Origin of the sequence: Campylobacter sp. GB48, assembly GCF_049221845.1 — a bacterium.
GTDB lineage: Bacteria > Campylobacterota > Campylobacteria > Campylobacterales > Campylobacteraceae > Campylobacter_D > Campylobacter_D lari_C.
Map to the genome: position 1 here is coordinate 63,407 of NZ_JBMJAR010000004.1, position 20,470 is coordinate 83,876.

Genomic DNA, 20,470 nt, shown 5'->3' on the forward strand with positions numbered 1-20,470 from the left:
TATAAGTTTTTTAGAAGTTGAAATTAATAAAGAATTTAGCTCTTAAAGAGCTAAATTTTATTGACGCTTACCAAAAGTTATAGCATAAGCTTCATTTCTTACATCAAATAAAGGATCTTGTGGTGGATTAACACCTTGGGGTACATCTGAAGGAAAATAAACATCAAAATTACAATCTTCCTTGCTCAAAGCATTAATTTTAAAAGTCCCAACTAAACTTTCTTTGTGTTTACCACTCCACAAAGCCGTTGTATTATTAGTAATATCATTTTTATTTGCATATACTAAATACATTTTATACTCAACTGGCTTATTAGCCTTTATACGATTTTGAAAATCTTCTTTTAAAAAATCACTACTTGCACTTTTCATTTGTACCTCATTTAAATACGCCACACCTTCGCTTGGAACTAATTTCCATCTTGCTGGTAGATAATTTTCTCCATTTGCTTGTTTAAAATAAAAAGTATGGATACTAAAAAATGGAGTATTTGCTACGCTTTTACTGATACCAATTTTATCCGTATATGCAGCAAAATTTCTATAAGAATCAACCTCTTGCATCATCTTGCTTATTTTTTCTTGATCGACTTTACCATTGACAGGAAGTCTCATTTCAAAAAACTGACCAAACTCTTTAGGATTTTTTGCAAAATTTATTTCTGTATTTAGCATAACCATAGTCCAAGAGGTAGAATCTTTAGGATCAGTAATTCTAATAGCCATACCTCTTGTTTTGCTTTTATCATCTTTAAAAGCGCCACCCAAAGAATATCTTACTTGGACTGGTAAGCTTTTTTGTGTTAACAAAGGCACATCAACTTCTTTATTGATAGACAAAGCTGGCTCAAAAGTTCCCATGGCACAAAAACCCTTTGCATGATTAACTTTTGCTTTTGGATTTTTAGGATCTGCGTTAAGTTGATAAAAAATATCTGCTATTTTTTGCGCATCATATTCTACATCATTTGCATAAATAGCACTACTTAAACAACAAATAGCCAAACAACTGCTGATATATTTTTTCATTAAAGCTCCTAGTTTTAAACTTAGAAGCTATTGTAATATTTAATTCTAAATAATAATTTATATTAATTAAAATAAATAATTTTTTACTATAAATTTTCTACCATATAAAAATAGCTTGGTACTTTCATCTTAGCATAAGGTTTAACATAAGCATTTTGATAAGCACCCTCTTCTTCTATTTTAAAAATTTCTCCCACCGGAATTCCTGAAAAGAAAATCTCATCTAAGCCACTTGTATAAACCTTATCACCCATTTTAAGCTCAAGCCATTTAGGGATATATTTAACTAAAACATAATCATTTCTTCCATGAGCTATACCTGGTGCTTGTTCTTTACCTATATAAACAGAAAAAATACACTCTTCATCACCTTGCAAAAGCCCCAAAGCTCTACCATTTTTTTCTATGACTATGCCTGCTGTATAGCCATTATAAATCAAGCCTTTGATTTTTCCTTTATAATCAACATCAAGCCAAACCTTATGATAATCACTAATTTGCGCATAAGAAGTTGCTTTAACCAAACTCACATTAGGATAATAAAAACTTGAGTTTTTATCGCTTAAAATATTATTTAGCTCATTAGCAAAGTTTTTCATATAGATATTATTTTTTTCAAGCTCAGCATTTCTTTCTCTTAAAGTTCTAATTTCTTCAGCTTGATTAAAATGTTCGTTGAATTTGTTTTTTAAAAGATCAATACTTTGAGAAAATTGATTAACAATAGCAATATTTAAATCTAAAACATTTCGTTTTATTACATCTCCATAATAAAACGAAATAAATACTAAAAAAGATAATATTAAAACGCTAAGAATTTTACTCTTCATTCGTTAGCTGGTGTAATAATGAAATTTCTTCTAAAGCTTTACCTGTACCTTTTGCAACTGCTAAAAGTGGCTCATCAGCTACATATACTGGAAGTTTTACAATTTCAGATAAATATTTATCGAGCCCGCGTATTAAAGCTCCGCCTCCTGTTAAAACAACACCATTTTCAACAATATCTGCCGCAAGATCAGGTGGCATCATTTCAAGAACGATTTTTAAAGCATCAGCGATTTCTTTTAAATGTTCACGCATAGCTTCTCTTACATCTTCACTTGTTAATTCGATTCTATTTAACAAGCCTGTTACTTGATCACGCCCTTTAACCACCATAGAAAGCTCTTTTGGAAGTTGAACTGCTGAGCCTATTGCGATTTTAATTTCCTCACCCGTTCTTTCACCTATGACAAGGTTGTATTTTTCTTTTACATAATTTACTATACTAGTATCAAGTTTATCGCCAGCTGTGCGGATAGATTTTGAAATCACAAGTCCACCCAAAGAAGTAACGCCAATTTCAGTTGTACCACCACCAATATCTACCACTAAGCTCCCTTGAGGCTCTCTGATTGGTAAATTTGCACCAATAGCTGCTGCCATAGGCTCTTCTATCAAAAATACTTCTCTAGCACCCGCACTTAAAGCACTTTCTCTAACTGCTTTCCTTTCAACTTGGGTCAAACCATAAGGTACTGAAATGATAATTCTAGGTCTTAAAAAAGATTTTCTTCTATGAGTTTTTTCTATAAAATAACGGATCATTTTTTCGGTCATATCAAAATCAGCAATCACACCATCTTTCATAGGACGGATTGCTTCGATATTACCTGGGGTTTTTCCTACCATTTCCTTAGCTTCTTTTCCAACAGCTAAAATTTTAACCCTACCATATCTTTCACGCTCTACTGCAACAACCGAAGGTTCATCAATCACTATACCTTTATCTTTTACCAACACTAAAGTATTTGCAGTACCTAAGTCAATCCCCATATCACTTGAAAAAAATCCAATTATTTGATCTAAAATCATTCTCAGCCTTTAACTTTTTTATTTTTTATAAATAAAGGTTTTGCACCTTCTTTGATCACTTCTTTAGTAATTACTATGCTATATCCATTATACTCTGGCAAATCAAACATCAAATCTACCATCATCTCTTCAATAATACTTCTTAAACCCCTAGCTCCCGTTTTACGCTCTAATGAAAGCTTAGCAATTTCTCTTAGTGCCTCATCTTCAAATTTTAATTCCACATTATCAATAGCAAAAAGTTTTTGATATTGTTTAATAATGGCATTTTTTGGCTCAGTTAAAATACGCACCATGCTTTCTTCATCAAGCTCTTCTAAAGAAGCAAGTACATGCAGTCTTCCTATGAGTTCAGGGATAAGCCCAAAATGCACTAAATCATCAGGCTCTAATCTTTGAAGCAAGGCTTCTTTTTCATCTTTTTTATCATCAGTAAAAAAGCCCATGACATTATCGCCTAGTTTTCTTTTAATGATATCGCTAATACCATCAAAAGCCCCGCCACATACAAATAAAATATTAGTCGTATCTATTTGTATAAAATCTTGATTTGGGTGTTTTCTACCACCTTTTGGTGGGATATTTACTAAAGATCCTTCGATGATTTTAAGTAAAGCTTGTTGCACACCCTCACCACTTACATCTCTTGTAATGGAGCGATTTTCACCCATTCTTGCGATTTTATCTATCTCATCAATAAATATAATCCCTTTTTGAGCTCTTTGCACATCTCCATCAGCAGCTTGTAAAAGACGAGTAAGGATATTCTCAACATCTTCTCCCACATAACCTGCTTCAGTTAAAGAAGTCGCATCACAAATTGCAATAGGCACATCTAAAAATCTAGCTAAAGTCTGTGCTAGTAAAGTTTTTCCACTTCCTGTTGGACCTACTAATAAAATATTTGATTTTGCCAATTCTGTATCATCATCTTCTAAGTCAGATCTAAAAAGCCTTTTGTAGTGATTATACACTCCTACACTAAAGATTTTTTTAGCTCTATCTTGCCCGATGACATATTTATCTAAATATGCTTTTAATTCTTTAGGGGTTATATCTTTAAAATTTTCTTTATCAACTTCTTTATTTTTTAGCTCTTTTTCCTCTCCAAAGAAAATATTACAAGCACTTTCAGCACAATACTCACATATAAAGGCATTATTATAATCATTTACTAAAATTCTTCTTTCACTTGTTTCTATTTCATTGCAAAAACTACATCTTTTAACCATGGTTTTTTTCCTTATATATAGGAATTCCTCTTTTTGTTTCTAAGATAAAATTACACATTTTTTTCACATTTTCACTAGAAGTACTTTCTAATAAACTTAAAGCATTGTCTTTTAAATTTCCTTGTCTGAATAAAAATTTAAAAGCCTTGCTTAAAACATCCACTTCTTCTTTATCAAAACGTCTTCTAATGCCTACTAAATTCAAGCTTCTAATGCTTGCGCGATTTCCCTCAGCTAAACAAAATGGCACCACATCTTGAGAAAGTGCGCTAGCACCTGCTATCATACATCCTTCTCCTACTTTTACAAATTGATGTATTGGAGTAAGCCCACCTACTACGGTATAATCTCCAAGCTCTACATGACCTGCTAAAGTAGCATTATTTGCTAAGATGATATGATCTCCTAAAGTACAATCATGCGCAATATGAGAATAAGCCATAATAAAAACATTATCACCTATCCTTGTAAAGCCATCGCCTTTAGCTGTACCTGAATTAATAGTAACAAATTCTCTAATAACCGCATTCTTTCCTATAATAACACCTGAATTTATCTCATCTTTATAAGATATATCTTGCGGGATATCTCCTACTATGGCATAAGAAAACACTTTTGAATTCTCACCTATAGTTACATTAGGTAAAATTCTTGCACCTTGTTTGATGATGGTATTTGCGCCTATGTTAGCATTTTTACCAACATAAGCATAAGCTTCTACTACAACATCATCTGCTATAATAGCTCCATCTTCTATAACTGCACTTGGATGAATTTTGCTCATCATTTATCTACTATCATGGCTTTAAGTTCAGCTTCTGCTACTAATTGTCCATCTACAAAAGCTTTTCCTTGGAAAATCCACATATTTCCACGATTTTTCACTACACTCATTTCATAATCAAGTCTATCACCAGGACGCACTGGATTTCTAAATTTAGCATTATCAATACCCGTAAAATATACCACCTTAGTGCTTGGATCTACTTTATCATCCATACTTTCAAATGCTAAAACCCCTCCAGTTTGCGCCATACCTTCTAAAATTAACACACCTGGATAAATTGGATGATCTGGAAAATGCCCCATAAAAACATGATCGCTTATACTAATATTTTTATAACCTCTAACAACTTCTTTGTTTTTTAATTCTACGATTTTATCTACAAGTAAAAATGGATACCTATGTGGTAAAATTTTTTGAATTTGCATTACATCTATCATAAATTTAGCCTTAAAATATATTCAAAATTCAGATTTTACAAAAAAAATATTAATAAATTAATTAAGTTTTATAACTTCACAATCTTTTCTTTGCTATCAAAATAAATTTCACTTTTTGCCATAAATTCATAAGCGCCTTTAATAATATTTTCAACAATAATTACCGGTGAAAGATCATAAGCGCCAAAATACTTTTGTCTTATTTTGATTTCTTGCTCTATTTTTAAAGGATTTTGTAAAAAATCTTCATAATTTTTAAATCGCATTTTACATAAGCTATTGAAATAATCAAAACTCCATAAATTAATCTCATCCTTTACACTTTTATAATGCTTTAAACCCTCATCTAAAATACTAAATTTAGTGTAAGAATTTTTAAAATGTGAGTAAAATAAAACATGAGTTTTTATAGCTTGCTTATTTTGTTTTATCAAAGCTCTTAATAAACGATAATTTAAAAATTTTTCTCTTTGAATTTCAAATTTAATGCCTTTTTTTTCTAAACTTTTTACTTGGTTGTAAAATTTAATTTTTTCTTCTATACTTGAAGGCAATATTTGTTTATTTATAGGACTCATAAGCTCATCTATAAAGGCTTTTTGGCCTTTTTGCTTAGAAAGTGCATAAATACATCCACAATAATTTTGATGATAAAGCATATCTTGCTTTGCTAGGGCAAATTGTCTTTGTGTGCCTCCATTTTTTCTAAAATCAGGCGCTAAAAACTCTATGCCAAATTTATCACATTCTTTTTGTAATGCTAATTTTAATTGCTCTAAATCTTTTTTAGGAGATGTTAAAAGAGTTGTTGTGAGTTTTTTTTCTCCTATCTTTTGGGCAAATTCAACACTTTTGTGCATTCTAAAATCAAAACAAATTTGACATCTTGCACCTTTTTCAGGTTCATCTTCATAACCCTTTACACTCTCAAGCCATTTTTCATACTCATATTCACCTTTATAAAGTTTAATGCCTAGTTTATCACAACTGCGTTTAACATCTAAAAATCTAAGCTCATGCTCACTATATGGATGAATATTTGGGTCATAAAAATACCCGATGATTTTCTCATCAGGATAGGCTTTGCTTAATTCTTGTATAAAATAATGACTATCCACACTACAACAAATATGAACTAACATAATTCTTTTAACACCTTAAAAGCATGATCTTTTGCTTTTACATTTTTATAAATTTTTGTGATATTTCCTTCCTCATTAATTACAAAAGTAGATCTTATAAGCCCTTCATACTCTTTTCCATAATTTTTCTTTAAACCCCAAACACCATAAAGTTTGCAAATTTCTTTTTCACTATCACTTAATAAAGTGTGTTTTAAATCATATTTTTTTATAAAATTTTCATGTGATTTCACGCTATCTGGGCTAATACCTATAATCACAGTATTTTGTCCTAAAAAATCTTCATAATTTTGACTAAATTCGCAAGCTTGTGTAGTGCAACCTGGGGTATTATCTTTTGGATAAAAATACAAAACAATTTTTTTACCCAAAAAATCACTTAGAGAAATTTTAACTCCATCTTGATTTAAAAGTTCAAAAACCGGAGCTTTATCGCCAATTTGCAATTCTTTCATTTTTTACCTTTCAATCTTAATTTTTCTACACTTTCACCACCAAAAGCAATATTATATGGTTCAATATCTTCTAGCATTATGACTATATTTTGCTTTGGTTTATTATATTTTGTATGCAAAAGTTCTGTAATATCTGCTATTAACTCTTCTTTTTGTATTTTGCTAAATTCTGGTTTAGCAAGTTTGATATTAATAATAGGCATTGTTTTTCCTTGCTTTAAATAAAGAATTTTACTATATTCTAGCAATTATTAGTATATTTTTGATAAAATTAGTTTTATTTTCAATAAAGGCTTACTCATGATTAGGGCAAAAAAAATTTGGATGGATGGAAAAATCATTGATTTTGATGATGCTAAAATTCATGTTTTAACACATTCATTACATTATGCAAATGCAGTTTTTGAAGGAACAAGAGCTTATAAAACACAAAATGGTTTAGCAATTTTTAGATTAAAAGAACACACCAAAAGACTTTTAGAGTCTGCAAAAATCACTTTAATCAACTCACCTTTTTCTCAAGAAGAACTTGAAAATGCGCAAGTTGAACTTTTAAGAGCAAATGATTTTCAAAATAACACTTATTTGCGCCCATTGATCTTTTTAGGTGATGGAACTATGGGAGTTTATCATGCTAAAGCTCCTGTTAGAGTAGCTATTGCTGCTTGGGAATGGGGTGCTTATTTGGGCGAAGAAGGCTTAGAAAAAGGTATTAAGGTTAAAATTTCTTCTTTTGCTAGAAATAGCGTAAAATCTAGCCTAGGCAAAGCCAAAGCAAGTGCAAATTATTTAAATTCTCAAATGGCTAAGTATGAAGCTATAGAAGCAGGATATGAAGAAGCTTTAATGCTTGATGAAGAAGGTTTTGTAGCAGAAGGAACAGGCGAGTGCTTTTTTATGGTTAAAGATGGGAAATTAATCACCCCGCCAAATGATTTTTCATTAAAAAGTATCACTCAAGATACTGTTTTAAAAATTGCACATGATTTAGGCATAAGCGTAGTACGCCAAAGAATTTCAAGAGATGAAGTTTATGTAGCTGATGAAGCATTTTTCACAGGAACTGCAGCAGAAATAACTCCGATAAATAATATTGACGCAAGAATTATAGGAAATGGAAAAAGAGGTGAGCTAACGACAAAGCTCCAAAATGCGTATTTTGATATAGTTTATGGACGCAATGAAAAATACGCTTCTATGCTAACTTATATTTAACAAAGGAACTAAATGCCAGCTGATTTGAATGATTATTTTAACAAAAAAAACAATCAAAACAACAATAAACAAAATTTAAATTTCAAAGCTCCTGAATTTAACTTCAAAGGTTTTGGAAAATTTTCCCCATTAATTTATAGTGCGATTGCGATTATTTTAGTTTTTGCGCTTTTTAAGCCTTTTGCAATAGTTAATTCAGGGGAAATGGGGATCAAGTCTACCACGGGTAAATACAGCCCTACTCCGCTTGAGCCAGGACTTCATTTTTTTATGCCGGTATTACAAAAAATCACTATAGTAGATACTAGAGTAAGACAAATCAATTATGCTTCCATTGAAGGCGTAAATGAAAATTTACAAATAGGCTCAGGGGTTGTAAATAAAAATAGTATTTCAGTACTTGATTCAAGAGGTTTACCTGTATCTATTGATGTAACCGTTCAATATAGATTAAATCCTTTGCAAGTTCCTCAAACCATAGCTACTTGGGGGCTTAATTGGGAAAATAAAATCATTGATCCAGTTGTAAGAGATGTAGTAAGAAATGTGGTAGGTCAATATACCGCAGAAGAGCTTCCAACAAATCGTAACACCATAGCAGTGCAAATTGATCAAGGCATTAGAAAAACTATAGAAAGTCAACCAAATGAGCCTGCCGAGCTTCAAGCAGTTCAACTTAGAGAGATCATCTTGCCTATCAAAGTAAAAGAACAAATTGAAAGAGTGCAAATTGCCAAACAAGAGGCTGAAAGAACTAAATATGAAGTTGAAAGAGCTAATCAAGAAGCACTTAAAAAAGCAGCTTTAGCTGAAGGGGAGGCAAATGCAACCATCATTAGCGCTAAAGGTAGAGCAAGTGCGGTTAAAATAGAAGCTGATGCGCAAGCATATTCAAATAGAGAAATAGCAAAAAGCTTAAATAATCCTTTGCTTGATTTAAAACAAATCGAAACTCAAAAGCAGTTTAACGAAGCACTTAAGGTTAACAAAGATGCCAAAATTTTCTTAACACCTGGTGGAGCTGTGCCAAATATTTGGGTTGATAGTAAAGATAGTAAAAGAACGAGCTCAGTAGCAAACTAAAATTAAAGAGTGATAATGAACACCCAGCACATTCGAGAGCAAATGATTTTTTATACCACTCATTTGCACTTGATTGATTTTTTACTAATGGCTTTGGTTATATTTTTTTTCATTATCACTTTATTTATTGCTTTAATTATTAGAAACAAACCTACTTTTGCTTTTATGGTTATTTTTTTAGGAATTTTATGCTCAGCTAGCATAGCATATTTAGGATATTTTTTAATTGATACTAAAGTTAGATCAAGAATAGCTAGTTTAGATAATGCTCAATTTTTTGTATACGACAACTCGCTTAGCGTTGATTATAGCTTAACAAATACTTCCAAAAAAAGTTTTAAGTATTGTAAGTTAAAAGTAGAAGTCTTTAAAAAAAGTGACAATAATAGCACTTTTAAAAATTTAATACACACCATAAAACCTCTAAGAAGCAAATCTACTATTGTAGAAAAAACAATAAACCCTAGCCAAACCATTAATTTTAAAACCAAATTTTCCGATTTTAAAGAAGGTCAAAATTTTGACATTAAAATTTATTCAAAGTGTTTCTAATGGGATATTTTACTTTTTTTCATATTCTAATCATTTTCATTATGCTAGCTTCTACAGGTTTAACTTGGGTTTTACTTTACTTAAAAGTTCAAAATAAAAAATATATGATTATTTTTTGCATAGTAAGTTTTATACTTGCTTTAATTTTAACCATTTCATTACTGCTAACCATAGATCAATACACCAAAAAAGCAAGTTTGAGTAATTTTTCAACCTATAGACGCTTAGCAACAGAGAGTATTATTGTAAAAGGTAGAGTAACCAATGATACTAACTTCAAACTTTCAGAGTGCTTTTTAGAGCTTAGAATAATCGATGATAACAAAAAACATGAAGTAAGTGGCGAAATATTTAACCAACAAAATTTTGATAGCATCAAAAGAGCAAGTCAACAACAAAGAGATGCCTCATATAACATAAGTATCGCAAAAAATCTTCCAGGACATACTTATAAAGATTTTTCATTTGAAGTGGGATTGCCACCTCATTTTCAAAGTTATAAAATATTCAAACAATTAAAATGCAAATAAGGATTATTTAATAAAATAATCCCCATCGAAACTAATCAAAGAATATTTTCTTTCATCGCCTATACTTGAAACTAACTCATCAATATCTAAAAAAGTCAAGCTATCTGCACCCGTATATTCTCTAACCTCTTCAACACTTTTATTAGCTGAGATTAGCTCTTCAAAAGTAGGCGTATCTATACCATAAATATCAGGAAATTTAATTTCTGGGCATGCTATAGCTAAATGGATTTTTCTTGCACCTGCTTGTTTTAAAAGTGCGATGATTTTTTTAGAAGTTGTTCCTCTTACCACACTATCATCAATCACCACTATATCTTTACCCTCTAAAACTTTTTTCATAGGATTGAGTTTTAATTTTACTTTCAAATTTCTCATTTCTTGAGTTGGCTCTATGAAAGTTCTTCCAACATAATGATTTCTCACTATTGCCATTTCAAGTGGAATTTTTAAAAACTGTGCAAAACCTATAGCAGCACTCACGCCACTATCTGGAACTGGCACTACAAAATCTACCTTTTCTTTAAATTTTTTAGCCAAGGCTTCGCCCATTTTTTTACGCACTTCATATACGCTTTTACCTTCTATAATACTATCGGGTCTAGCAAAATAAATATATTCAAATGCACAAATTCTTGGATCTGTCTTATCAAAAACTTGAATACTTTCAAACTCATCACTACCTTGAGTAAAAACTAGCATCTCACCTGGCTTTACATCACGAATAAATTCAGCCTCTATCAAATCAAAAGCACAAGTTTCACTCGCTACAATATACCCGCCATCTTTTAATCTGCCTAAAGACAAAGGTCTAACCCCATAAGGATCTCTTACGACAAAAAGTTGATTTTTACTAGCAAGCATAAAACAATATGCTCCCTTACTTTGAGTCAAGCTTTCTATAAATCTATCTTTTAAAGTTTCTTTTTTGCTTTTTGCTATTAAATGTACCACATTTTCTGTGTCCATATTTGAGTGAAAAATAGCGCCATTATCAATTAGCTCTTTTCTAACTTCTTCTTTATTAATTAAATTTCCATTATGCACTAAAGAAATATCCCCCAAAGAACAAGTAGCCGCAACAGGCTGTGCATCATGCAAAGAAGAATTTCCTGCAGTAGAATAACGATTATGTCCTATAGCTATCTCGCCTTTTAATCCTGCTAAAATTTGAGTATTAAAAATTTGTCCTACTTCGCCTTTAGCTTTATGGGTTTTGATATTTAAACCATCACTTACACTAATCCCACTTGCTTCTTGTCCACGGTGCTGCATTGCAAATAAAGCATAATAAGCCACCGTGCTTGCATTTTTTGAATTAATTACTCCAACTACTGCACACATTTAAATTCCTAAACAATCATCTATATCATATAAGCCATTTTCTTGAGAAACTAGCCATTTTGCACATTTTATTGCACCTTTTGCAAAAGTAGCTCTTGAAGTGGCTGTATGGTTTAACTCTATAAATTCACCTTCATTATAAAAACCAACCCTATGCGAACCTACTATATCACCACCTCTTAAACTCATCACTGCGATTTCATCTTTACTTCTTTGCCCAATAATCCCGTCTCTACCGCTTACTCTGACCTTTTCTAAGTCTAAATTTCTAGCTTTAGCAACACTTTGTGCTAAAGTCATCGCAGTACCACTTGGAGCATCTTTTTTCTTATTATGGTGCATTTCAAGTATTTCTATATCAAAATCTCTCAAAGCTTCACTAGCTAAATAAGAAAGTTTTTTTAAAATTGCAACACCCAAAGACATATTAGTTGCATAAAGAATAGGCATAGTAATACTTGCACTTTGCATCAATTCATTTTGCTTAACATCTAAACCTGTAGTACCTATCACCAAAGGCTTGGGATTACTTCTTGCGTATAAAAGCAAATCCTCACACCCCTTTGGAGTAGAAAAATCAATAATTACATCACATCTATTAAAAAAATATTCATAATTTGATCCTTGATCAAAAAATGCACTAGCCTTTGCCTGCTCATCATCTTCTAAGCAAAGTCTTATTTGAGTACCCATACGCCCATTACTTCCATGAATTCCAATATTAATCATTTTAAAATCTGCCTTTTTAGAATTTGGAAAATTGTAGCGTTTATTTATTTAAAAGCAAATAACTCTTTTAATTAATCATCCCATTTTTGACCTAAAAAATTTCCATTTCTATCAAAAAAACATTTCCATATTATTGCTTAGTTTAATTTCATATCCAAACTCTTCCCAATCTACATCTACAATAAAAGCCCCAGGAAAGGAACTTTGAATTTTATCCATAATAGGTTTAGAAAGCCCATAATAATTTTGCGCATAAGGATTATGTTGAAACATATTTTGTTGATATGAATTAGTATTTTGTTGTGTAATATTTGCACTAGCCATTAGCGCTAAAGCCATGCCTAGAATTAGCATTTTTTTCATTTTAGATTCTCCTTAATTTTTATAGGAGAATCTTAATTAATTTTTGTGAAATACATGTGAAGATTAATGCAAGCTTTCAATATAAGCTAAAACACTAAGTGCTGCAACCGCTCCATCACCTGCTGCGCATATTACTTGTTTTGGCGCATCTTTTCTTAAATCACCTGCTGCAAATAATCCTGCAATATTAGTTTGCATTTTAAGATCTACACTCACTTGACCGCCTTCTTCCATGGTACATAAAAACTCACCATTATCTTGTTTTAAGATTTCATTTCTTACATTTAATCCAACAAAGGTAAATATTCCAGGTACATCAAGCTCTCTTTTAGAACCGTCATTAAATGCTATTTTAATTTTATTAACACCCATATTATCACCACAAACCTCATCAACTACCGCATTTGTAATTAATTCTATTTTTTCATTATTTTTTACTTTTTCAACTGTTGAAGGTGCTGCTCTAAACTCATCTCTTCTGTGGATTAAATATACTTTTGAGCAAATATTAGCTAGATATAACGCCTCTTCTAAAGCAGTATCTCCCCCACCTAAAACAGCTACTTCTTTATTTTTATAAAAAAAGCCATCACATGTTGCACAAGTGCTTACGCCTTTTCCAAAAAATTCATCTTCACCTTTAAAACCTGCACGACGTGGTGTAGAACCTGTACATACAATTACAGCTTTTGCTTGTTCGTTTTTACCACCTTCTAGTTTTATATTAAAACTTCCATCAGCATTTTTGCTAATTTGTTCCACGCCTACCATTTCGTGTTTTAAACCAAAACGCATACATTGTTCATTCCAAGGGGCCATAAAAGAAATTCCATCTAAAACTTGAGCAACACCAGGATAATTTTCGATTTCTGAACTTGAAGTAATCTGCCCACCAGGCATACCCTTTTCAAACATGACAACATTTTTTAATCCACCTCTAGTAGCATATAAACCTGCGCTCAATCCTGCAGGTCCACCACCTATAATAGCTAAATCTAACATAATATTTTCCTTGTAGTTTTATTTATAGGTATTATACAAATTTTTCTTTAATTATAAATAATAAAAATTATTAAATAGTAAAAAATATGAAGAAAAGCCACAAAAAGTGGCTTAAGATTATAAAAGTGAGTTTAGTTTGTCTGCTAAAGCTTGTTTTGATTGAGCTCCCACTAGCTGATCAACTACTTCACCATCTTTAAAGAAAATGATAGTTGGGATAGATCTTACACCAAATTGTGCAGCCAAATCACCTTGCTCATCTGTATTTACTTTACAAATTTTAGCCTTACCATCAAAATCATTTGCAAGCTCATCAATTACTGGTGCAAGCATTCTACAAGGTCCACACCATGGAGCCCAAAAATCTACTAAAGCTACACCTTCTTTTGCTTGTGCAAAATTTTCTGTAGTTAAATCAATATATTTTCCCATTTTTTTCTCCTTTATTTTTTCACATTTTATTAAATTAGAATAAATGTTCTCTTAATAACCAATGTTCTCTAAAAGTTTTATATCATCTTTATATACACAAAGTAAATCTATTTGATAATTCTCATCACTTTTGTGTTTCATAAAGTAATACTCTATAGCTTTGATGATTTTATTGTATTTTTTATTATCTAATCTATATGCTACTTCATAATCTCCTTGCGTACTTTTAACCTCAACAAAATGTAAAATTTTATCTTTTTTAGCAATGATATCAATTTCTCCAAATTTAGAATGAAAATTTCTTTTTAAAATTTCAAAACCTTGAGTTTTTAAATACTCGCACGCTAAATCCTCTCCTTTTTTGCCAAAAAGATACTGTAATAAAGCCATTAATCTTCTATTCTCATCATAAAAACATCATCTTTTACAAATTCTTGTTCTTTAAGTTTTTGAATTAAAATTTGTATATTTTTTTCATAAGTTTGATGAGTGATAAAAAATAAAGTACTACAATCTTGCTTTTCTTTTTTTGGCTTTTGTAAAAAAGTATCGATTGAAATTTGATGTTCACTCATTAATTGTGTGATTTTTGATAATACCCCTATTTTATCTAATACTTTCAATCTTAAATAATATCTTGTATAAATTTCATCCTTATTTAAAAGTTTATAAGAAGTATCATTTAAATACCCAAAAATAGCACTATTTTTTTCTTTTCTTGCTATATCGATTAAATCAGCTATAACAGCACTTGCAGTTGCCTTGCCACCTGCACCTGGGCCATAATATAAACTTTCACCCAAAATATCCCCATCAACACTAATAGCATTCATCACTCCATCAACCTTTGCTAGTATTTTATCTTTACTAAGCATAGCAGGATGAACCCTTAGTTCTATTTTTTCATCTTTTATTTTAGCAATACCCAAATGCTTTATGATATATTCAAATTCCTTTGCAAAATAAATATCTTCATCACTTACCTTACTAACACCCTCAATCAAGATATCTTCAGGTTTTACTCTTAATCCATAGGCAATATTTGCTAAAATTAAAAGCTTATGTGCAGCATCAAATCCTTCTATATCAAAAGTAGGATCAGCTTCGGCATATCCTAAATCTTGAGCCTTTTTTAATACTTCTTGAAATTTAGCATTATCTTCAGTCATTTTACTTAAAATATAATTGCTTGTACCATTTAAAATGCCTTTAATAGAAACAATATTATTAGCACTCAAACCCTCTTTTAAAATTTTAATAATAGGAATTCCGCCTGCCACACTTGCTTCATAACCAAAAGCTGTATCTTGTGCTAATTTTTCAAGCTCATAACGATGATAAGCAAGCAAAGCTTTATTGGCAGTTACTACTGATTTTTTTCTTTTTAAAATCTTTGAAATTATCTCAAAAGGTAAATCAATACCACCCATTAACTCCACAAATACATCAATATCTTCACGCTCTAAAACTTCATCAATATCATTAACCACAGGAATTAATGCATTTGGTTTTGGATTTCTTGCTAAAGCAATCACTGGAATAATTTCTTCATCACATCTTGCTTTGATTAAATCTTGATTTTTTAACAAAGTTTCTACAACGGCACTTCCTACCGTGCCATAGCCTAAAATTGCTATTTTCATTTTATTCTCTTAAATATTTTTTTATATTTCTTGCTGCTTGACGAATACGGTTTTCATTTTCTATTAAAGCTATTCTAACATACTCACTGCCCGCTTCACCAAAGCCAACTCCAGGACTTACTGCTACATTTGCTTTTTGTAAAAGCTGCTTAGAAAATTCCATACTTCCAAGGTGAGCTTTACTTTGAGGGAGTTTTGCCCAAACAAACATACTTGCATTAGGTTTTTTTAGCTCCCATCCTGCTTGGTAAAATGATTCTAGTAAGACTTCTAATCTTCTTGCATAAGTTGCTTTAATCTCTTCAACGCAAGTTTGATCTCCATCTAAAGCTATAGTAGCAGCAACTTGTATAGGAGTATACATACCATAATCAAACCAAGATTTAATCTTTTTCAAAGCCGCAATTAAACGTTTATTGCCCACCACAAAACCTACACGCCAACCTGCCATGTTATAAGATTTTGAAAGTGTATAAGTTTCTACTGCTACATCTTTAGCACCTTCAACTTCAAAAATCGAAGGGGTTTTATAAGAACCAAAAGTTAAGTCCGCATAAGCAATATCAGAAATAATATAAAATCTTTCTTTTTTTGCCATAGCAACCAATCTCTCATAAAAACTTTTTTCCACTGTAACTGTTGTAGGATTATGCGGAAAATTTACTACTACATATTTTGGACGTGGAATGCTTTCATGTAATGTTTTTTGTAAATTTTCAAAAAAAGTATTTTCATTTAATTCATAATTTTCATTAAAATCAAAATTCATTGTCGCTACATTACCACCTGCTATGATAAAAGCTTGAGTATGTATAGGATAAGCAGGTGTAGGTACAATAGCTACATCTCCTGGGTTAATAACAGCTCTTGCTAAATTTACAAAGCCTTCTTTAGAACCCATTGTTGCAACTACTTCACTTTCAGGATCTAAATCAACATCATATTTTCTTTTATACCAATTACAAATTGCAAGCCTTAGTTTATAAATTCCACTCGAAGCAGAATAACCTGAAGTTTTGTCTTTATTTGCACTTTCACAAAGCTTGTCTATAATATGTTGAGGGGTTTTGCCATCAGGATTCCCCATAGAAAAATCTATTATATCCTCCCCTGCTCTTCTTGCTGCCATTTTAATCGCATTAACTTCAGCAAAAACATAATTTGGAAGTCTTTCTATGGTATTAAAATGAATTTCTTCAAACATCGTCCGTCCTTTTAGCGTCTTAAGTAAATTTTCAAACCCCTTTTTATATTATCAAGGCTAAACATATCCCCTATAATAGCATATTTTGCGCCCAATGGTATATTTACATTTACCTCATTTTGCTTATGTGTATTTTCTACACCTTGAATAAAATTTAAATTTTTATCTAAAAACTGGATTTTACAAAACCAAGAGTCAAGATTGTGTGCACTAAGCTCCATACTTTTTGCACCTTGCAAATCAATAATATATTCTCTTAAAGGTTTGTTTAATTGAGTAATAGTATTTAGTGGAATTTGAGTATTAACTTTAGGTTTTGCTTTTGAAAAATCTAGCTCATATTCATAATTTAACTCTGAAATTTTATAAATATCTTTAATAAAAACAGAACTACCCAACAAAGCCTTATAAAAAACTCCTGGATCAAGCATATACTGAGAATCTACAGCTAACTTATATGTGATATAGTTTTCCCTTAAAGTTAATTCAGTTGGTATAAAATATATATAACCTAGTTCATTTAAAGTATCATTGATTGTTTTAAAAAACAAAACAGAATCAGCCTGGGCTTTAAAACTAAAAGTTAAAGTTTTTGGTTCATTTAATATAAAATTTGCCAAAGAATTGGTTTTTAAAATTTGAGAAATAGTGTAAATATCTACATTTCCACGCTCATCTTTATAATCATTTCTTGCAAACAAAAGCTCCAATTGTGCATCTTTAGAATTATCATTAACGATATGCTTAGCAACCTCTAAAGCACTTAGTGCAAAAGCATTAAGAGTAAAAAAAATGGAAAATATTAAAATTCTTACCATAATTTTCCTCTATTTGCTTTTACAAACTCAGCTTTTGTAATTTGTTTGATTTTGCCATCTTTAATCATTAAAAACTTAGACACACCGTTTTTAAACTCTAAAGTATTGTTATTTTCATCATTTAAACTAAAAGCAGCATGACCTGTGGTAATAAGCATATCTTTATCTAAAGATAAAATATAATCATTTTTAATAGTCAAAGAGCTTTTTCTAAAAGTTTTTAAATCCACCATACCAAGCCAAAGTTCTGCGCTTGGTTTTATAATACTTTCTTTAAGCAAAACCATATTTTCTTCAGGCATATTTAAACTAATATTGTCTTCTAGTATTTCTTCTATGGTATTATTACTCTCATCTGTTGATTCTAAAATAGCACTTGTGTTTGTTTCATTGTTTTCTATAACATCATCAGCAAAAAAATTAACAACCGGAGTTTCATTCTCATCGACTTTTTCTTCTAAAACAACCTGCTCTTGATTTAATACATTAGTGGTATTTTCATCTAAAGTGGAACTTTGAAAAAATCTTGAAACACCCCAAGCTAAAGCCACTATCAAAAGCACTACCACTATAATCACAATATACCATACACTCGAACTTTCTTTAGTATATGAGTTCATTCTGGGCACAATATATACATGATTTTTTTTCTCAATGCCATTTTCCTCTAAATAGGCATGATATTCTTCTAAAAAATTAGAAAAATCAAGCTCATACTCTCTTTGTAAAATTTTAATAAAGCCATTTACATTAAAGCGAGATAAAGACTTAAAATCTTTTTTAATGATATATTCAAGACAAGCTATTTCTATTTGTGTTCTTTTTTGAACTTCTAACAAATTTAAATCTTCTAATTTTTTCCAACTATCCATTTTTCATCCTATCGCAAAGTATTGCAAATGCTGCACTTACATTTAAACTATCAAAGTCATTGTGCATTTTTATACCTACGCATTCATCGCATTTTTTAAGCACCTTTGGTGCTATACCAAAACCTTCACTTCCCATAATCAAAACTTTTTTATCTTTGGCCTTGATAGTATGTATATCACTACCTCCGCTTGCACTAGCATAGATATAAAAACCTTTTTGTTTTAATTCATTTATCATGCTTAAAATATCATCATTTAAAACTATTTTCATATCTAAAGCTGCGCCACTACTTGCACGGATTACTCCATCTATAGCTACACTTTTAGCTACCAAAATAACCCCATCAGCACCCAAAGCATAAGCACTACGCACGATAGCTCCGATATTTCCAACGTCGCTAATATTATATAAAATAACTATAAAATCTTTTTCTTTTAAACTTTCAAAAGAGCTAAATTCAAACTCATCAATTTCCATTAAAAAACCTTGATGATTTCCACCTCTTGCTAAGCTTTGTGCGGTTTTAAAATCAAGCTTTTTAATTTTTTTTGAAGCTTTTGCTATTTTTGAAAATTCAGCTTTTTCACATTCTTTTGCTAAATAAATTTCTTTAATTTTTTCTTTGTGCTTTTCTAAGATATAAAAAAACACTTGCTTACCATAAACTATCATTTTTAAATAATAACCAAATTCAACTTAAAAGCAGTTTTTGATAATTTTCTTTTGGAGATTTTGCATTGATTTTTGAAAGAAGTTTTGCTTTTGTTTTTAAAGGCAAATCAAGCTCGTAAATATCTTGCTCGCACAAGGTATTTTGATAAAATTGCTTTTCTTTAGCACTTACCACCACACACCATTCGCCACGCAAATCCATTGTTTTTAATTTCTCTAAAGCTTCTAAAGCATTTGTTCTAAATTTGGCTTCAAATTTCTTTGTTGCTTCTTTTATGATAAAAATTTCTCTTAAAGGATCAATTTTACTAATTTCTTCTACCAAATTCAGTATTCTGGTGGGTGCTTCATAAACTATACTAGGATAAGGATTGAGTAGTAAACTTTCAATATCTTTTTGTCTTTGAGGATTTTTATTAGCCAAAAAACCCATAAAAATAAATTCTTTTTTACAAAATGCGCTTGAAACTAATGCAAGCAAAGCGGCATTTGACCCTGCTAAGACTTCATAGTCAATATTGTTTTTAATGACATATTCAATTAAAAATTGCCCCGGATCACTAATACCTGGCATACCCGCATCACTTAAATATGCAATATCTTGTTTAAAAAAATCACCATCTATTTTTGCTAAAAAATCTTTTTCGTTATGCGTGTGTAAGGCTAAATATTTATCAGGTTTTATTTTTAAATTAAATTTTTCATTAAGAAGATGAACTAAGGATTTGCAAACTCTCGTATCTTCACATAAAAAGAGTTTGCATTTTTGTAAAATTTCTAAAGAATGAAAAGAAATATCGTTTAAATTTCCTATGGGTGTAGGAATAAAATATAACATTATTGCATTGCGTATTTTTTCTTAAATTTCTCTACACGACCCGCAGCATCTACGATTTTTTCACTACCTGTAAAAAATGGATGACAACTTGAGCAAATATCAACTTTAATTTCTGGTTTATTTGACTTAGTAGTAAAAGAATTTCCACAAGCACAACTAACTTTGCATTCTACATATTCTGGGTGAATTTCTTTTTTCATTGTTTATCCTTTTTCAAAACATTAAGGCGTAAT

At 30.8% G+C, this 20,470-nt stretch carries 26 protein-coding genes; 4 read left to right on the forward strand and 22 right to left on the reverse strand.

The window, feature by feature from the left end; translation table 11 throughout:
• Positions 1-57: 57 nt before the first annotated feature.
• From ACOTVC_RS03565 to ACOTVC_RS03605, 9 genes are all read right to left on the reverse strand, one after another.
• Positions 58-1,029 carry a catalase gene (locus tag ACOTVC_RS03565; RefSeq protein WP_087689874.1) on the reverse strand — a complete coding sequence of 324 codons (972 nt, stop codon included), beginning with the start codon at positions 1,027-1,029 and terminating at the stop codon, positions 58-60.
• An 86-nt stretch (positions 1,030-1,115) separates the two neighbouring features.
• Complete coding sequence (gene mreC / locus ACOTVC_RS03570) at positions 1,116-1,859, reverse strand: rod shape-determining protein MreC (RefSeq protein WP_214116643.1); 744 nt, start codon at positions 1,857-1,859, stop codon at positions 1,116-1,118.
• Positions 1,849-2,886, reverse strand: a complete 1,038-nt coding sequence (locus tag ACOTVC_RS03575) for a rod shape-determining protein (protein WP_012662095.1) — start codon at positions 2,884-2,886, stop codon at positions 1,849-1,851. Before ACOTVC_RS03575 ends, mreC begins: the two co-directional genes overlap by 11 nt.
• A gap of 2 nt (positions 2,887-2,888) precedes the next feature.
• Positions 2,889-4,118: an ATP-dependent Clp protease ATP-binding subunit ClpX gene (gene clpX, locus ACOTVC_RS03580; RefSeq protein WP_039619273.1), complete on the reverse strand. Its 1,230-nt coding sequence runs from the start codon at positions 4,116-4,118 to the stop codon at positions 2,889-2,891.
• Positions 4,111-4,902, reverse strand: a complete 792-nt coding sequence (lpxA, locus tag ACOTVC_RS03585) for an acyl-ACP--UDP-N-acetylglucosamine O-acyltransferase (protein WP_214116645.1) — start codon at positions 4,900-4,902, stop codon at positions 4,111-4,113. The genes clpX and lpxA overlap by 8 nt, the downstream gene beginning before the upstream one ends.
• Positions 4,902-5,342 (reverse strand): 3-hydroxyacyl-ACP dehydratase FabZ, encoded by a 441-nt coding sequence (fabZ, locus tag ACOTVC_RS03590; protein ID WP_039619275.1) that lies wholly within the window; start codon positions 5,340-5,342, stop codon positions 4,902-4,904. The genes lpxA and fabZ overlap by 1 nt, the downstream gene beginning before the upstream one ends.
• Positions 5,343-5,410: 68 nt before the next feature.
• Complete coding sequence (locus ACOTVC_RS03595) at positions 5,411-6,484, reverse strand: epoxyqueuosine reductase QueH (protein WP_214099243.1); 1,074 nt, start codon at positions 6,482-6,484, stop codon at positions 5,411-5,413.
• Entirely contained in the window at positions 6,478-6,939 is a 462-nt protein-coding gene (gene bcp, locus ACOTVC_RS03600) for a thioredoxin-dependent thiol peroxidase (protein ID WP_214099242.1), read from the reverse strand. Before bcp ends, ACOTVC_RS03595 begins: the two co-directional genes overlap by 7 nt.
• Entirely contained in the window at positions 6,936-7,142 is a 207-nt protein-coding gene (locus ACOTVC_RS03605; protein WP_214099241.1) for a tautomerase family protein, read from the reverse strand. Before ACOTVC_RS03605 ends, bcp begins: the two co-directional genes overlap by 4 nt.
• A gap of 97 nt (positions 7,143-7,239) precedes the next feature.
• On the opposite strand from ACOTVC_RS03605, the gene ilvE reads away from it, so the two are divergent.
• From ilvE to ACOTVC_RS03625, 4 genes are read left to right on the forward strand one after another with little or no spacing between them, the layout of a single operon-like run.
• On the forward strand, positions 7,240-8,154 hold the full coding sequence (ilvE, locus tag ACOTVC_RS03610) for a branched-chain-amino-acid transaminase (protein ID WP_012662102.1): 915 nt from the start codon (positions 7,240-7,242) through the stop codon (positions 8,152-8,154).
• A gap of 12 nt (positions 8,155-8,166) precedes the next feature.
• Positions 8,167-9,237, forward strand: coding sequence for a prohibitin family protein (locus ACOTVC_RS03615; protein ID WP_039619283.1), 1,071 nt, complete (start codon positions 8,167-8,169; stop codon positions 9,235-9,237).
• Between the two features lie 15 nt (positions 9,238-9,252).
• The gene (locus ACOTVC_RS03620) at positions 9,253-9,789 is read left to right on the forward strand and encodes a DUF2393 domain-containing membrane protein (protein ID WP_039642348.1); all 537 of its coding nucleotides are present in this window, start codon (positions 9,253-9,255) and stop codon (positions 9,787-9,789) included.
• Positions 9,789-10,319, forward strand: a complete 531-nt coding sequence (locus ACOTVC_RS03625) for a DUF2393 domain-containing membrane protein (protein ID WP_039619288.1) — start codon at positions 9,789-9,791, stop codon at positions 10,317-10,319. The genes ACOTVC_RS03620 and ACOTVC_RS03625 overlap by 1 nt, the downstream gene beginning before the upstream one ends.
• 3 nt (positions 10,320-10,322) lie before the next feature.
• On the opposite strand, the gene purF is transcribed toward ACOTVC_RS03625, so the two are convergent.
• The 13 genes from purF to rpmE all read right to left on the reverse strand — a co-directional run bounded on the left by purF (position 10,323) and on the right by rpmE (position 20,437).
• Positions 10,323-11,663: an amidophosphoribosyltransferase gene (gene purF / locus ACOTVC_RS03630; RefSeq protein ID WP_087685658.1), complete on the reverse strand. Its 1,341-nt coding sequence runs from the start codon at positions 11,661-11,663 to the stop codon at positions 10,323-10,325.
• Entirely contained in the window at positions 11,664-12,392 is a 729-nt protein-coding gene (gene dapB / locus ACOTVC_RS03635) for a 4-hydroxy-tetrahydrodipicolinate reductase (protein WP_214116322.1), read from the reverse strand.
• 111 nt (positions 12,393-12,503) lie between these two features.
• The gene (locus ACOTVC_RS03640) at positions 12,504-12,755 is read right to left on the reverse strand and encodes a hypothetical protein (protein ID WP_421627729.1); all 252 of its coding nucleotides are present in this window, start codon (positions 12,753-12,755) and stop codon (positions 12,504-12,506) included.
• A gap of 63 nt (positions 12,756-12,818) precedes the next feature.
• On the reverse strand, positions 12,819-13,757 hold the full coding sequence (gene trxB / locus ACOTVC_RS03645) for a thioredoxin-disulfide reductase (protein ID WP_421627731.1): 939 nt from the start codon (positions 13,755-13,757) through the stop codon (positions 12,819-12,821).
• Between the two features lie 117 nt (positions 13,758-13,874).
• Complete coding sequence (trxA, locus tag ACOTVC_RS03650; RefSeq protein ID WP_039619298.1) at positions 13,875-14,189, reverse strand: thioredoxin; 315 nt, start codon at positions 14,187-14,189, stop codon at positions 13,875-13,877.
• 51 nt (positions 14,190-14,240) lie between these two features.
• Positions 14,241-14,579, reverse strand: coding sequence for a YraN family protein (locus ACOTVC_RS03655; RefSeq protein ID WP_039619300.1), 339 nt, complete (start codon positions 14,577-14,579; stop codon positions 14,241-14,243).
• Entirely contained in the window at positions 14,579-15,832 is a 1,254-nt protein-coding gene (locus ACOTVC_RS03660; protein ID WP_047208652.1) for a homoserine dehydrogenase, read from the reverse strand. The genes ACOTVC_RS03655 and ACOTVC_RS03660 overlap by 1 nt, the downstream gene beginning before the upstream one ends.
• Position 15,833: 1 nt before the next feature.
• Positions 15,834-17,036: an LL-diaminopimelate aminotransferase gene (locus tag ACOTVC_RS03665; RefSeq protein WP_421627733.1), complete on the reverse strand. Its 1,203-nt coding sequence runs from the start codon at positions 17,034-17,036 to the stop codon at positions 15,834-15,836.
• Between the two features lie 11 nt (positions 17,037-17,047).
• A complete protein-coding gene (locus tag ACOTVC_RS03670) occupies positions 17,048-17,854 on the reverse strand; it encodes a hypothetical protein (RefSeq protein WP_039629070.1) in 807 nt (268 codons plus the stop codon).
• Positions 17,848-18,726, reverse strand: coding sequence for a hypothetical protein (locus tag ACOTVC_RS03675; RefSeq protein WP_039642358.1), 879 nt, complete (start codon positions 18,724-18,726; stop codon positions 17,848-17,850). The genes ACOTVC_RS03670 and ACOTVC_RS03675 overlap by 7 nt, the downstream gene beginning before the upstream one ends.
• Entirely contained in the window at positions 18,719-19,399 is a 681-nt protein-coding gene (gene rlmB / locus ACOTVC_RS03680) for a 23S rRNA (guanosine(2251)-2'-O)-methyltransferase RlmB (RefSeq protein ID WP_039642360.1), read from the reverse strand. The genes ACOTVC_RS03675 and rlmB overlap by 8 nt, the downstream gene beginning before the upstream one ends.
• Before the next feature lie 19 nt (positions 19,400-19,418).
• Positions 19,419-20,237 (reverse strand): 16S rRNA (cytidine(1402)-2'-O)-methyltransferase, encoded by an 819-nt coding sequence (gene rsmI, locus ACOTVC_RS03685; protein WP_421627736.1) that lies wholly within the window; start codon positions 20,235-20,237, stop codon positions 19,419-19,421.
• Entirely contained in the window at positions 20,237-20,437 is a 201-nt protein-coding gene (gene rpmE, locus ACOTVC_RS03690) for a 50S ribosomal protein L31 (protein ID WP_012662118.1), read from the reverse strand. Before rpmE ends, rsmI begins: the two co-directional genes overlap by 1 nt.
• Between the last annotated feature and the right edge of the window lie 33 nt (positions 20,438-20,470).